The sequence below is a fragment of the Micromonospora sp. FIMYZ51 genome, from assembly GCF_038246755.1.
GTDB lineage: Bacteria > Actinomycetota > Actinomycetes > Mycobacteriales > Micromonosporaceae > Micromonospora.
This window is the reverse complement of the sequence record NZ_CP134706.1, coordinates 4,749,499-4,763,101: the sequence shown is the minus strand read 5'-3', so window position 1 is coordinate 4,763,101 and position 13,603 is coordinate 4,749,499. Positions and strand designations below refer to the sequence as shown.

At 69.8% G+C, this 13,603-nt stretch carries 12 protein-coding genes; 9 read left to right on the top strand and 3 right to left on the bottom strand.

Going from position 1 to position 13,603, the window contains the following annotated elements; translation table 11 throughout:
- Positions 1-123: 123 nt before the first annotated feature.
- The 8 genes from QQG74_RS21270 to QQG74_RS21235 all read left to right on the top strand — a co-directional run bounded on the left by QQG74_RS21270 (position 124) and on the right by QQG74_RS21235 (position 8,174).
- Positions 124-636: a flavin reductase family protein gene (locus QQG74_RS21270; RefSeq protein ID WP_204014169.1), complete on the top strand. Its 513-nt coding sequence runs from the start codon at positions 124-126 to the stop codon at positions 634-636.
- On the top strand, positions 637-1,701 hold the full coding sequence (locus tag QQG74_RS21265; RefSeq protein ID WP_341716522.1) for an ABC transporter substrate-binding protein: 1,065 nt from the start codon (positions 637-639) through the stop codon (positions 1,699-1,701).
- Positions 1,698-2,534 carry an ABC transporter permease gene (locus QQG74_RS21260; protein WP_204014171.1) on the top strand — a complete coding sequence of 279 codons (837 nt, stop codon included), beginning with the start codon at positions 1,698-1,700 and terminating at the stop codon, positions 2,532-2,534. Before QQG74_RS21265 ends, QQG74_RS21260 begins: the two co-directional genes overlap by 4 nt.
- The gene (locus QQG74_RS21255; protein WP_341721302.1) at positions 2,531-3,247 is read left to right on the top strand and encodes an ABC transporter ATP-binding protein; all 717 of its coding nucleotides are present in this window, start codon (positions 2,531-2,533) and stop codon (positions 3,245-3,247) included. Before QQG74_RS21260 ends, QQG74_RS21255 begins: the two co-directional genes overlap by 4 nt.
- Positions 3,248-3,250: 3 nt before the next feature.
- Positions 3,251-4,582, top strand: a complete 1,332-nt coding sequence (locus QQG74_RS21250; RefSeq protein ID WP_204014175.1) for an LLM class flavin-dependent oxidoreductase — start codon at positions 3,251-3,253, stop codon at positions 4,580-4,582.
- A 20-nt stretch (positions 4,583-4,602) separates the two neighbouring features.
- Positions 4,603-5,667, top strand: a complete 1,065-nt coding sequence (locus QQG74_RS21245; RefSeq protein WP_204014177.1) for an aldo/keto reductase — start codon at positions 4,603-4,605, stop codon at positions 5,665-5,667.
- A gap of 74 nt (positions 5,668-5,741) precedes the next feature.
- Entirely contained in the window at positions 5,742-6,941 is a 1,200-nt protein-coding gene (locus QQG74_RS21240; RefSeq protein ID WP_341716521.1) for a vanadium-dependent haloperoxidase, read from the top strand.
- A gap of 168 nt (positions 6,942-7,109) precedes the next feature.
- On the top strand, positions 7,110-8,174 hold the full coding sequence (locus tag QQG74_RS21235; RefSeq protein WP_341716520.1) for an LLM class flavin-dependent oxidoreductase: 1,065 nt from the start codon (positions 7,110-7,112) through the stop codon (positions 8,172-8,174).
- Between the two features lie 61 nt (positions 8,175-8,235).
- On the opposite strand, the gene QQG74_RS21230 is transcribed toward QQG74_RS21235, so the two are convergent.
- Genes QQG74_RS21230 through QQG74_RS21220 form a run of 3 tightly spaced genes read right to left on the bottom strand, consistent with a single transcriptional unit; the run spans position 8,236 to position 11,985 of the window.
- On the bottom strand, positions 8,236-10,935 hold the full coding sequence (locus tag QQG74_RS21230) for a fumarate reductase/succinate dehydrogenase flavoprotein subunit (protein WP_341716519.1): 2,700 nt from the start codon (positions 10,933-10,935) through the stop codon (positions 8,236-8,238).
- Between the two features lie 39 nt (positions 10,936-10,974).
- Positions 10,975-11,202 carry a ferredoxin family protein gene (locus QQG74_RS21225; protein ID WP_204014186.1) on the bottom strand — a complete coding sequence of 76 codons (228 nt, stop codon included), beginning with the start codon at positions 11,200-11,202 and terminating at the stop codon, positions 10,975-10,977.
- Positions 11,203-11,205: 3 nt separating this feature from the next.
- On the bottom strand, positions 11,206-11,985 hold the full coding sequence (locus tag QQG74_RS21220; RefSeq protein ID WP_341716518.1) for a GntR family transcriptional regulator: 780 nt from the start codon (positions 11,983-11,985) through the stop codon (positions 11,206-11,208).
- Positions 11,986-12,750: 765 nt separating this feature from the next.
- Between QQG74_RS21220 and QQG74_RS21215 the strand changes: the two genes are divergently transcribed.
- On the top strand, positions 12,751-13,578 hold the full coding sequence (locus QQG74_RS21215; protein WP_341716517.1) for a DUF1684 domain-containing protein: 828 nt from the start codon (positions 12,751-12,753) through the stop codon (positions 13,576-13,578).
- Positions 13,579-13,603: the final 25 nt, after the last annotated feature.

Here is a 13,603-nt window from a genome sequence, read left to right as displayed (position 1 = left end):
TCCAGCGCTGCACTGCCGGTTCGACGACGTCCGGCCACCTCTGCGCACACCTGCTCGCCCCCGCATCGCGTCGCGCTCACACCTGCCCGGCGCGGGCTCGTCGTACCTCAACAGGAGGACGCCATGACTGTCACTGTCGAACGGGACGTTCCGGTCGATCCCGAAACCTTCCGTGGCCTGCTGCGGCGACAGGCCGCATCGGTCACCGTCATCACCGTTGCGGGCAACCCGCCGGTGGGGTTCACCGCCACCTCGTTCACGTCGGTATCGCTGCGCCCACCGCTCGTGTCGTTCTGCCTGGCCCGATCGTCGTCGAGCTGGCCGACCGTCGCCACAGCGGAGCACGTGGCGGTGCACCTGCTCGGTCAGCACCAGCAGGATGTCGCGCGGACGTTCGCCACCAGCGGCATCGACCGGTTCGCCGCCCATTCCCAGTGGCAGTACGGCCCGCACGGGGTGCCGCTGCTGCACGAGCCGATCGCCTGGTTGTTGTGCCGGGTGCACCAGCGGGTGGTCGCCGGTGACCACGCGATCGTGTTGGCCCAGCCGGTGGCCGGAAGCCACGGCGAGGGCACCCCCCTGCTGTACCACGAGGGGCGGTACGCCGCCCTGAACCCCTCCACGAAGGAGTCGTAGGTGAAGCCGCCAATCATCCTGGACCGTCGGGCGTTGCTGTCCGCCGCCCTCGGCGCGGTCGCACTGGGCGTCACCGCTTGCGCCGGCGATGACACGCCCCAGGCGGCGCTCGCCCTGGGCGCACCGCTGCCCGATTCGGTGCCGAAGGGCACCAAGCTCGTCGTCGGCGACAAGGAACATCAGAAGGCGATCGAGTTCTCCGGCGAGGCGGAGAAGTTCTCGTTCGAGGTGGAGTGGGCCAACATCAGCGGCGGCCCGCAAACCCTGGAGGCGTTCCGGGCCAAGGCCCTCGACATCGGCTCGGTCGCCGACATCCCGCCGATCCACTCCCACTGGACGAACATCCCGACCAAGATCGTCGCTTCGAAGTTTCGGCAGGACCCACTGAACCACCCCATCTACCGTCTCGGCGTCGCACCCGGTGTCACGGTCACCACCCTCGCTGACATCCGTGGCAAGAAGGTCGCGTACAGCCCGGGACAGGCACAGGGCGCGCTGGTGCTGCGGGTCCTGCACAAGGCCGGACTGGCCAAGGAGGATGTGAAACTGGTGGAACTGCCGAGCACCGGTGACGTCTACGCCACCGCCCTCGCCAGTCATCAGGTCGACGTCGCCCCGATCGGGGGCGTGCAGGTCAAACGCTACGAGACCAAGTACGGCCGGGACGGCGCCACCACCATCGCCCACGGTCTGCGGGACGATCCAGGTCACCTGTACGTGCCGGCCACCGTCCTCACCGATCCGGGGAAGGCGGCCGCGATCCGCGAGTACGTGCAGGCGTGGGCGCGGGCCTGGCGGTGGCGGGAGGCCAACCCGGACGAGTGGATCGAGCGCTACTACGTCAAGGACCAGGGACTGAGCGCCGAGGACGGCAAGTGGCTGGTCGAGAACGCCGGTGTGGCCGACATCCCGCCGAGCTGGACCGAGGCCATCGCCCGACACCAGGAAACCATCGACCTGCTAGCCAGAGAGACCGGGAACAAGAGGCTCGACGCCGCGGACCTGTACGACAGGCGGTATGAGTCGGTGGCCGCCGAGGCGCTCGCCACGGAGAACCTCAGGTGACGGCCTCGGTTCTCGCCCGCCCCCAGGGCACGACGACCCCGTCCGTCCGCAAACCGGGTCGCCGCCTGAAGCCGGGCCGTCCTATCCCGCTCGGAGCCGCGATCGGCCCGTTCCTGCTCCTGTCGGTGTGGGCGGCCGGCTCGGCGGCCGGCTGGATCGACCCCCGCACCCTGTCGGCACCCTGGACCGTGGTGACGACCACCGGCGACCTGATCGCCGACGGCCGGCTACAGGACAACCTGGCCATCTCGGCCCAGCGGGCCGGCCTGGGGCTCGTCATCGGCACCGTCATCGGCACCGTGCTCGCGGTGGTCGCCGGCCTCAGCCGGTGGGGTGAGGCATTGCTCGACGGCCCCATCCAGATCAAGCGGGCCATCCCGTCACTCGCGCTGCTGCCGCTGCTCGTCCTCTGGTTCGGCATCGGCGAGCAGATGAAGGTCATCACCATCACGCTCGGCGTGTTCGTGCCGGTCTACATCCACACCCACAACGGGTTGCGCAGCATCGACAGCCGCTACGTCGAACTGGGCGAGTCGCTGCGGCTGCCGCGGGCGGTCTTCCTCCGCCGGATCGTGCTGCCCGGCGCGCTGCCCGGCTTCCTGCTCGGCATGCGGTTCGCGGTGGTGAACGCGTGGCTCGCCCTGGTGGTCGTCGAACAGATCAACTCGACAAGCGGGATCGGCTACATGATGCAACTGGCCCGTGAGTACGGCCAGACCGATGTGATCATCGTTGGGCTCGTGCTGTACGGCCTTCTCGGGCTGCTGTCCGACGGCGCCGTCCGGCTCGCGCAGAGGAGGGCGTTGTCGTGGCGACGAACCTTGGCGGACTGACCGCCACCGGGACGGTACGGGTCCACCGGCTGGTGCGCGGCTTCGGAAGCCGGGCTGTCCTGGACGGGTTCGACCTGGAGATCGGCTCAGGCGAGTTCGTCGCCCTGCTGGGCCGCAGCGGTTCGGGAAAGAGCACCCTGCTGCGTGCACTCGCCGGCCTGGACAGCGACGTCGACGGCTCAGGCGTGATCGAGGTGCCGGAGAAGTCCTCGGTCGTGTTCCAGGATGCCCGGCTGCTGCCCTGGCAGCGCGTGCTGGACAACGTCGTTCTCGGCCTACGCGGATCCAATGCCCACGAGCGCGGCCGGGCGGCCCTCGCCGAGGTCGGCCTCGCCGGGCGGGAGAATGCCTGGCCGAACGAGTTGTCCGGTGGCGAACAGCAGCGGGTGGCACTGGCCCGGGCCCTGGTGTCCGAGCCGGAACTGCTGCTGGCCGACGAGCCCTTCGGCGCGCTTGACGCGTTGACCCGGCTGCGCATGCACGATCTGCTGCGCGAACTGTACGCCCGGCACCGGCCCACGGTGCTGCTCGTCACGCACGACGTCGACGAGGCCGTCACGCTTGCCGACCGAGTGCTGCTGCTCGACAGCGGACGGATAGCCGTCGACCTCACCATCGATCTCCCGGCGCAGCGCTCGCACCGGCAGCCGCAGTTCCTCGCGTACCGCGAAACGCTGCTGCGAGCCCTCGGCGTCAACCACTCGGAAGGATGACCCATGCTGCACCTCAACGCCTTCCTGATGGGCGTCGGCCATCACGAGGCGGCCTGGCGGCTGCCGGAGAGCAACCCGTTCGCGCAGACCGAGGTCGAGCACTTCAAGCGTCTCGCCCGGATCGCCGAACGCGGCAAGCTCGACTCGCTCTTTCTTGCCGACAGCCCGGTGCTGTGGAACAGCATCGGCCGGCGGCCGGGCGGCACGCTCGAGCCGACAGTGCTCCTCGCCGCGCTCGCTGGCGTGACCAACCACATCGGCCTGATCGCCACCGCCTCGACGACGTACAACGAGCCGTTCAACCTGGCCCGTCGGTTCGCGTCGCTGGACCACATCAGCGGTGGCCGCGCCGGCTGGAACATCGTCACCACGGCGGGCGAGAAGGCGGCCCGCAATTTCAACCTGGACGAGTTGCCCGCCCACCGGGACCGGTATGAGCGGGCTGCGGAGTTCGTCGAGGTGTCGCTCAAGCTCTGGGACAGCTGGGACGATGCCGCGCCGCTCGGTGACAAGGACGCCGGCCGGTGGGGCGACGACGACCTGCTCTACCCACCGGAGCATGTCGGGCGACACTTCCGGGTGGCCGGTCCGCTCAACGTTCCCCGCTCGCCGCAGGGCTACCCGCTGCTGGTGCAGGCCGGGTCGTCGGAGGACGGCAAGGAACTGGCCGCTCGCTACGCCGAGGCCGTCTTCACCGCCCAGCAGACCCTGGGCGAGGCCCAGGAGTTCTACCGCGACCTGAAGCGGCGTACCGAGCAGGCCGGTCGCGACCCGGACACCCTCAAGATCCTGCCGGGCATTGTCCCGGCGATCGGCGCCACCGAGGCCGAGGCCCGCGCGCTGGAGGACGAACTCGACCGGCTGATCAAACCGGAGTACGCCCGCCAGCAACTCGCCACCACGCTGCGGGTCGACCCGGAAGACCTCGACCTGGACAAGGAACTCCCCGCCGACCTGCCCGGCGAGGACCAGATCGAGGGTGCCAAGAGCCGCTACACCCTCATCGTCACACTGGCCCGACGGGAACGGCTGACGGTACGCCAATTGATCGGTCGGCTCGGCGGCGGGCGCGGGCACCGCACCTTCGCCGGCACCCCTGAGCAGGTCGCCGATGCCATCGAGCAGTGGTACCGCAGCGGCGCTGCCGACGGCTTCAACATCATGCCACCGGTGCTGCCGTCCGGGCTGGAGGCCTTCGTCGACCACGTCGTGCCGATCCTGCAACGCCGCGGGCTGTTCCGCACCGAGTACACCGCAACGACCCTGCGCGAGCACTACGGGCTGCCCCGACCGGCCAACCAGTACAGCAAACAGCTCGCCGCCGTCTCGCGTTGAGCCGCAGAAAGGACAAGCTCATGGTTGACTATCGACCCTTCGGACGCACCGGCGTGCGGATCAGCACGCTGACGCTGGGCGCGATGAACTTCGGTCAACGGGGCAACCCGGACCACTCCGACGGCATCCGCATCATCCACCGGGCGCTCGACGAAGGCATCAACTCCATCGATACCGCTGACGTCTACTCGCACGGCGAATCCGAGGAGATCGTCGGCAAGGCCCTCGCCGGCGGACGTCGGGACGACGTTTTTCTCGCCACCAAGTTCCACGGCCAGGTCGGCGACAACCCGCACCACCGGGGCAACTCGCGCCGCTGGATCACCCGCGCCGTGGAGAACAGCCTGCGCAGGCTGAACACCGACTGGATCGACCTGTACCAGGTGCACCGACCGGAGCCCGACACCGACTTCGACGACACCCTCGGCGCGCTCAGCGACCTGGTGCGCCAGGGCAAGGTCCGCTACATCGGCACCTCCACCTTCGAGCCGTCGGCCATCGTGGAAGGCCAGTGGATCGCGCAGCGACGCAACCGCGAGCGGGTGGTCAGCGAGCAGCCGCCGTACTCGATCCTGGCGCGTGGGATCGAACGCGAGGTGCTGCCCGTGGCCCAGCGGTACGGGCTGGCGGTGATTCCGTGGAGTCCACTCGCCGGCGGTTGGCTGTCCGGGCGCTACCACGGTGGGCTGGACGCCCCGATCTCCCGTCGCGCCGACCGGTTCCCGGCCCGGTTCGACCCGACCCTGCCGGCAAACGCCGCCAAGCTGGCCGCCGTCGACCAGCTTGCGGCCCTCGCGGACGAGGCCGGGCTCTCACTCATCCACCTGGCCATCGCGTTCGTCCTGGAACATCCCGCGGTCACCTCGGCGATCATCGGACCGCGCACCCTGGCCCACCTGGAATCGCAGCTCGACGCCGCCAAGGTCACGCTGTCCCGCGACGTGCTGGACCGCATCGACGTCATCGTTCCTCCCGGCACCACCCTGAACCCCGCCGACGCCGGCTATCAGCCGCCGTCGCTGACCGATCCGGGGGTGCGCCGTCGCGGTCCCGGGTCGGCGGCCCTCGTTGGAGGAGCCCAGTGACCAGCCTTTCCCCCACTTCCCGAAGCAGTGAAAGAGTCATGACATTTCTGGCGGGAGGCGCCTGGCGCCGTGCTGTGGCCGGTATCGCAGCCGCCGTGCTTGTCACCGGTCTACCCGCCGCCGCACCGGCTGCCTCCGCCACCAAGAAGGTCGACACCGTTCTGGAGTGGTACGACGTCACTGCGGTCGCCGTCGCAACCGGTACCCGTCCGCAGGTCACGAACAGCCGGGCGTGGGCGATCGGCTGGCTCGCCGCCGCCCGCGCCGTACGCACCGTGCCCATCGGCACCGCACACCACTACCAGGACGCCGCGCTCGCGTCCGCGATCCACACCGCGCTGAGCAGTCTGATACCTGAGGCCGCCCCAACCCTCGACGCGGCCCTACAGGCCACGTTGAGCCGGATCCCCGACGGACGCGCCGAGGAGCGAGGCATCGCCGCCGGCCAGGCGCAAGCGCGGTCATTGCTCACCCAGCGGGCCGGTGACGGTCTCGACCCCGCCTCGGTCAACCCGGCGTACCCAGCGCCCGAACCGGCACCCGGAATCTGGCAACCCACCCCACCGAGCTTCGGAGCCGCCCAGCAGGCCGGAAACCGCTTCGCCACGCCGTTCCTGCTCGACCGGGTCGACCGCTACCGGCCTGCTCCACCGCCCGCGCTGGACTCGGAGCGTTACCGCACGGATCTTGCCGAGGTCCGCGCGTACGGTGCCGCCGACAGCGTGGTACGTACACCGCAACAGACCGACACGGCCACCTTCTGGCTCGGGTCGTCCCTGACTCTCTACACGGGGATCCTCCGCGCCGCACTCGCGCAGTCCACCCGGCCCGTCGCCTGGCGGGCAAGCCTCGTAGCCGTCTTCCACGTGGCGCTCGTCGACACCCAGCTCGCGACCTCCGATGCCAAGTACGCCTATCTACGCTGGCGACCTGTCACCGCCATCCGGGCCGGCGCCGACCCGGACTGGACGCCACTGCACACGACGCCCGCGCACCCGGACTACCCGAGCGGACACAACACCTACTCCGGTGCCGCCGAGCAGGTGCTCACCGCCCTGATCGGGCCGCGAGCGCGGGAGCCGTACACGATCGGCAGCCCCAGCCAACCCGGCGCCACCCGGACCTACCGCGACTGGCGGCGTCCCACGTTGGAGAACGTCGACGCCCGCGTCTGGTCGGGGATTCACACCCGAACCGCGGACGAGGCCGGCGTCGAACTCGGCCGTGACGTCGCCGCGCACGCCGTCCGCAACGCATCACTGCTGTTCCGCTAGGGCGGTGTCGACGCCCGGGCGGGCGGCCAGCACCACGGGGATTGGTCCGGCGCGCTGTCGCAGCCGGACCAATCCCCGAACCGCCGGTCGTCGTCCGCGCGCGCAGGCCGGTGACGGCCTTCGACACAAGCCCCACAGCGACCGTCGACAGGGCAAGGAGATCCGCTGATGAGCGTCGAGTTCCTCTGGTACATCCCGAACCAGGTCGAGCCGGGGCACCGCGGCGACGACATCGTCGACAACCACAACAGCCTCGACACCCTCACCAAGCAGGCGCAGGCGGTTGAAGACCACGGGTGGGGCGGCGCGCTCATCGGGACCGGCTGGGGGCGGCCCGATACCCTCACGGTCGCCACCGCTTTGGCCGCCCGGACCACGACCTTTCAACCACTGATCGCGATCCGTCCCGGCTACTGGCGCCCGGCGAACTTCGCTTCCGCTGCAGCGACGCTCGACCAGCTCAGCGGTGGACGAGTGCTGATCAACATCGTGTCGGGCAAGGACAACCTGGCAGCATACGGCGACAGCGACGGCGACCAGGCCGACCGTTACGCCCGTACCAAGGAGTTCATCCAGCTCGTGCGCAAGCTGTGGAACCAGGAGAACGTCACCTACCAGGGCCGGCACTTCAGCGTCGCCGACTCCACCGTGTTGCCCCGACCGGTCGTCCACGGAAACCGAAAGCACCCGCGGATCTACTTCGGCGGCGCCTCGCCCGCCGCCGAGAAGGTCGCCGCCACTGAGGCCGACGTCCAGCTGTTCTGGGGTGAGCCGCTCGACGGAGTCGCCGAGCGGATCGAGCGGCTCACGCAACTCAGTGACAGCCTCGGGCGCGAGCACGCCCCGCTGGAATTCGGGCTACGGATCACCACGCTGGTGCGGGACACCACCGAACAAGCATGGGCCGACGCTGAGGCGAAGGTCGCGCAGCTCGCCGACCGGGTGGGGAACATCCACGGCTCTCCGCGCTGGCGGGCTGCCGTGGGCCAGCAGCGGCTGCTCGCCCTCGCCGCCCGGGGCGAGGTGCTCGACGGCAACCTCTACACCACGCCCGGCAGGTTCGGCGGCGGCGGTGCGGGCAGCACCTGGCTGGTGGGCTCGGCCGAGGACGTGGCGGCGTCGCTGCGCAAGTACCGAGGGCTGGGCATCTCCCACTTCGTGCTCTCCGACACGCCCTACCTGCCGGAAATCAAACGCCAGGGTGACCAGCTTCTGCCGCTGTTGCGCGGATGACGAACCGCACGCCGCTTGTGGTTTCCGGCCACCGGCGGCGGCCTGCCCGCGAGTCCGGATCTCAGCCGGGTGCGACTGGTGCCGGTGCGGTCAGGGCTCGGCGTGCGTAGGCGCGGACGTCGGCGTCGGTGTCCCCGTCGGCGGCGGCCCGGAGCAGCGCGGCGACCTCGGGTCGGGCCGTCCAGTTACCGAGGACCCGCACCGCGGCCCGCCGGACGTCGAGGTTGCCGTCATGCGCCGCGTCGAGCAGCGGCGGCACGGCGACCGAGGCGGGTGCCCCGGCGAGGCCGAGTACCGCACCCTCGCGCACCTGCCACGTCGGGTCCGTGAGGCCGGCGACCGCCATGGCGGTCAGCGGCTCGGGGCAGCGCAGCGTGGCCGCCGCGCGTAGCGCCGCCGCCCGTACGAGCACCTCCGGGTCGGCGGCCAGCCGCGACACGGCGGGGATCGCGGCCGAATCTGCGAGGTCGCCAAGGGCGTGTGCGACGGCGATGCGTACCTCCCGGGACGGATCCGTGACGGCGGATGCGAGGCTCGCGGTGTCGCGGTGGCGGACCAGGCCACGAACGGCCTGAGTGCGTACGCCAGCGGCCTGGTCGACAAGTGCGGCGGTGAAGTCGGCGCGCTGGCCAGCGCCGGTGACCCGCAGCAGTTCCACGACGAGAGTGCGGACGGTGACGTCCGGGCTGGCGGTGTACGCGCGCAGCGACTGCCCGATGTCGGCGGGCAGGATGTCGGCGAGTTCCCGCAGGCCGGCAACGGCGGCGGCGCGTACCGCGGGATCGTCGTCGGCGAGCGCGGCAACGAGTGCCGGCGCGGTGCCCTCGGGTGCGGACTCGGTGAGGGTCAGCAACGCGGTGCGCCGTACGTCGGCGTCCGGGTCGCGTAGGTACGGCTCCAGCACTTCAAGGCTCGGCTGCTGCTCGGCGAGGCGGAGCACGGCCAGCACCGCGCCGTCGGAGGTGGGTACGGGAGCCGGCTCGCCGTGGGCAACGGTGTGCTGGTCGGAGCGTCCTGGCCGGTCCGGCTGAACCGCGATGACCTCCTCGATGCCGGCGGCCGGTGGGGTGAACCCTTCAACCGGCACCAGGTACGGCGCGACCTGCCGCTTGCGGAATCGCATGGTGCCCTGCGCGTCCCGGCTGAGGTTGAGGTGGCAGAACCAGTCGTCGTCGTTGCAGTGTGGCAGGTCGGCCCGGTCGTGGTAGAGACCCCATCTGCTCTCCGTCCGGACGAGCGAGGCACGGGCCGCCATCTCGGCGCAGTCCCGGATGAAGGTCACCTCGACGCAGCGCATCAGCTCGTGTGGCGTCCGCGCACCCAACGCGGCGATCTCGGCGCGCATCCGGTCGAAGGTCTCGACGGCGATGTCGAGCTTGGCTGCGGTCTTCGGCGGGGCCAGGTAGTCGTTGACCATCCGGCGCAACTTGTACTCGACCTGCGGCTGCGGTAGCCCGTCTGGGTTGGCGAGGGGACGGTAGACAAGCGCGTGGGCCTCGGCGACCTGATCGGCCGGGAGGGTGGCCGGCGTGACGAACGAGCCGGCGGCGTGGGTTCCGGCCAGATCACCGAAGACGAATGCGCCGATCATGTAATTGTGTGGGACGCAGGCGAGATCGCCGGCGGCGTAGAGACCCGGGACGGTGGTGGCGCCGTGCTCGTCCACCCATACGCCGGAGGCAGAATGCCCGCCGCAGAGTCCGATCTCGGAAATGTGCATCTCGACGTCGTGGCTGCGGTAGTCGTGGCCGCGGCCGGCGTGGAAGGTGCCCCGGGTGGGACGTTCGGTGCTGTGCAGGATGCCTTCGAGCGCGGAGATGGTCTCCTCGGGCAGGTGGGTGAGCTTCAGGTAGATGGGGCCACGTGCGGAGGCGATCTCGCGGGCGACCTCGGCCATCATCTGCCCGGACCAGTAGTCACAGTCGACGAACCGTTCGCCACGGTTGTTGACCTGGTAGCCGCCGAAGGGGTTCGCCACGTATGCGCAGGCGGGGCCGTTGTAGTCCTTGATCAGAGGGTTGATCTGGAAGCATTCGATGCCGGACAGCTCGGCGCCGGCGTGGTAGGCCATGGAGTAGCCGTCGCCGGCGTTTGTCGGGTTCTCGTAGGTGCCGTAGAGGTAGCCGCTCGCCGGCAGTCCCAGGCGGCCACACGCTCCGGTGGCCAGGACCACCGCGCCGGCGGTCACGGTGACGAATTCGCCGGTGCGGGTGTGCAGACCGGCTACTCCGACAGCGCGGCCCGCGTCGGTGAGCACGCGCACCGGCATGACCCGGTTCTCGATGCGCACCCGCTGCCGCATGGAGCGTTCCCGCAGCACCCGGTAGAGGACCTTCTTGATGTCCCGGCCCTCGGGCATGGGCAGTACGTAGCTGCCGGAACGGTGCACCTGGCGGACCGCGTACTGGCCGTGGGCATCCTTCTCGAACTTCACGCCGTAGCGTTCCAGCCGGCGGATCATGTCGTGGCCGCGACTGGCGGTCTGGTAGATGGTGCGCTGGTTGACGATGCCGTCGTTGGCGCGGGTGATCTCGGCGACGTACTCCTCGGGTGTGGCTCTGCCTGGGATCACCGCGTTGTTGACCCCGTCCATGCCCATGGCGAGCGCCCCGGAGTGGCGTACGTGAGCCTTCTCCAGGACCAGGACCCGTGCGCCGGCTTCGGCAGCGGAGATCGCCGCCATCGTGCCGGCCGTGCCGCCGCCCACGACGAGCACGTCACAGCTCAGTTCCAGGCGGTCGGTAACTGACGGAACCTGCATGGTTCTACCTCCCGGGCGGTGATTACGGCGATGGGTCCGTCACCTGAGCAGGTACGGCATGTTGACGGTCACCGCGGAGGTGGGACAGCGTGCGGCACACGGTCCGCAGTACCAGCACTCGTCGACGTGCATGTACGCCTTGTTGGTGGCGGGATCGATGGCCAGTGAGTCCAGCGGGCAGATGTCGACGCACAATGTGCAGCCGTCGATGCACCGGCTGGCGTCGATCGTTACCGGAACATCGAGGCGTTGCGGGACCAGCGGCATGGCCTACTCCTCGGGTGGAATGGTTGGGGCGCGACGGATCGGGCCGTGCATGGTGATGCGGTCGCCGCGGAACCGGATCCACTCCAGGTCGACCGGACGACCGTCGGCGAGGTGGGTCAGGCGTTCGACCATCAGCAGCGCAGCCCGGTCGGCGACGTCGAGCAGGGCGGCTGTGTGCGGGTCGGCGTTCACCGCTTCGAACGAGAGGTCGGCGGTGCCCAGCGGTCCTCCGGTGAGCTGCTCGATGAGGCCGAAGATGTCGCGGTGGTTCAGGTCGGCGACCAGCAGCGGCTCGCCGATGTCCCGGGGCAGGTAGGTCAGATCCAGCGACAGGGGAGCGCCGGCGAGATGCCGGACACGCTCGATGTAGACGACCTGGTCTCCCTCGGGCAGCCGGAGCCGATGGGCGACCGCGGACGGTGCCTGGATGACGGCGACCGCACGTACCTCGTTGCGGATCTCGCCATGCTCGTGCAGGGTCTCGGCCAGACCCATGAGCCGGTGCAGCCCGTGGGGATACTTGCCGGTCACCACTGTGGTGCCGATGCCCGGGACCCGCTCCACAAGCCCTTCGGCGACCAGCAGGGCGAGCGCCTCGCGGACGGTGTTCCGAGAGACGGCGAACTCCCGGCAGAGTTGTTCCTCCCGGGGCAGCGCGGTGGTGCCGAATGAGCCGGTGAGTGCCTGGTGACGTAGGACATCGGCGACCTGCCTGGCCTGATCCGCCCGGCGTCGACGCACGTCGAGCAGGGTGGGGCCCGGCGGTGACTGGGCGGCGTTCAAGCGCCCCTCCTCGGCCGTGCGGTAACTGGCTCTCAGAACCTACTAAGAAGATAGGAATAGGCGGAAGGTGTGACGGGTTCCGCCACCGGGGGGCTTCCGGCTGTGGTGGATGAGCTGCGCCGACGGCCGCCCCGGGCAGGTGCTGCGCCACCACGGGGGTCCGCATGTCGAGACACGGGTGCCGGGCATGTACCACCCCCGAGGGTTCCTCGCAGGATTCGGGAGGGCCAAAGTGCTCCTGACCGATGGGAAATATATGTGATGCGGGCCACGGTGGTGCTGACCGGATGCCGCCCTGGCCTCTACTGTCGCCACATGAACCGGAGCACGCGCCTCATCCGGCGTCGCTTCGTCGACTTCCTCCGGGTGTGCACCTGCGCCTGTTGAGGTCGACGATGCCGTCCCCCGTCGCGGCACCTCACCCGACAGCAGGCTTACTTTGTGATCGTGTCGCCCGCTCGACTGGCCGTGGGTCGGCCATCGGCGGCAGAGTGCGCCGCGCCGAAGAAGTCGCCATTACGCGCCGATGTGTCGCCTGACCGGCGATGTGTCGTGCCCGTGGGTGCCCGGCGTCGGCACCCCGACGCCGGGCACTCATGACCCTCAATGAAGCCTTGATCTCCTATCGAGTAGATAGGAAAATCGATGGTAGTCGGCTCGGTCATGAGCAGTGAACCGTCGCGTACCTGGCCACACTCACGGCGGTGTGCCCAGCTGACGGTGCCCGTACCGGTCCACCTCGCCAGCTAGCCCAAGGAGCGCCCGATGACCGTCGACACCGATTCGTTCGTGCGGGAGTGGCATGACTGGCACCGCCGCCACGAGGCGACTCTTGCGGATCCGCACGGCTTCCTTGCGGTGACCGGACTGCATTGGCTCGGCCCGGCACCTCAGCGATTCCCGGATGCCCCCGGAGCGTGGCATGTTGACGACGACGGTGGTGTGGTCGTCGTGCTCGTCCCGGGCGAGGAGATCATCGTCGACGGTCAGCGGGTGACCGGCCGGCACACCTTCGAACCGATCGCGGAGCGGGCCTCTGTCGTCGTCGGCGTCGTCGGCGGCGGCGGCGTGGTGGAGATTGCTCGCCGTGGCGGGCGTGACATCCTCCGGCCCCGCTGGCCCGACCACTCGCTCCGTACCGCGTACCGGGGCACTCCGGCGTACCCGCCCACCCTCAGGTGGGTCCTCGCCGGCCGGTACGTGCCTTTCGACGTGCCCCGAGCCACCACGGTGGCCGCCGCCGTCGAAGGTCTTGAGCACATCTACGACGCGACAGGCCGGATTGACTTCGAGGTCGACGGGCTTCCGCTGAGCCTGACCGCGTTCACCGGCGCGACGCCGGGCGGGCTGTCGGTCCTGTTCACCGACACCACCGCAGGAGTGACCACCTACCCGGCGGTCCGCTCCCTCGCCGTGGACGCGCCCGGCGACCGAGGTGAGGTGACGCTCGACTTCAACCGGGCCAGCAATCTGCCCTGCGCCTACACCGACTTCGCGACCTGTCCGCTACCGCCTGCCGAGAACCGTCTGCCGGTGGCTGTCGAGGCCGGCGAGAAGATCCCGTACGAGCGGCTCGCGACCTCCCGGTCGTAGCCTGCGCTCAGCTGACCCCGCGGAG

Bases quoted from the DNA above. Each gene is read 5' to 3' on its own strand.
- QQG74_RS21235 (WP_341716520.1), top strand. From the start codon at position 7,110: ATGAGCGTCGAGTTCCTCTGGTACATCCCGAACCAGGTCGAGCCGGGG.
- QQG74_RS21245 (WP_204014177.1), top strand. From the start codon at position 4,603: ATGGTTGACTATCGACCCTTCGGACGCACCGGCGTGCGGATCAGCACG.
- QQG74_RS21215 (WP_341716517.1), top strand. From the start codon at position 12,751: ATGACCGTCGACACCGATTCGTTCGTGCGGGAGTGGCATGACTGGCAC.
- QQG74_RS21225 (WP_204014186.1), bottom strand. From the start codon at position 11,202: ATGCCGCTGGTCCCGCAACGCCTCGATGTTCCGGTAACGATCGACGCC.
- QQG74_RS21250 (WP_204014175.1), top strand. From the start codon at position 3,251: ATGCTGCACCTCAACGCCTTCCTGATGGGCGTCGGCCATCACGAGGCG.
- QQG74_RS21230 (WP_341716519.1), bottom strand. From the start codon at position 10,935: ATGCAGGTTCCGTCAGTTACCGACCGCCTGGAACTGAGCTGTGACGTG.
- QQG74_RS21270 (WP_204014169.1), top strand. From the start codon at position 124: ATGACTGTCACTGTCGAACGGGACGTTCCGGTCGATCCCGAAACCTTC.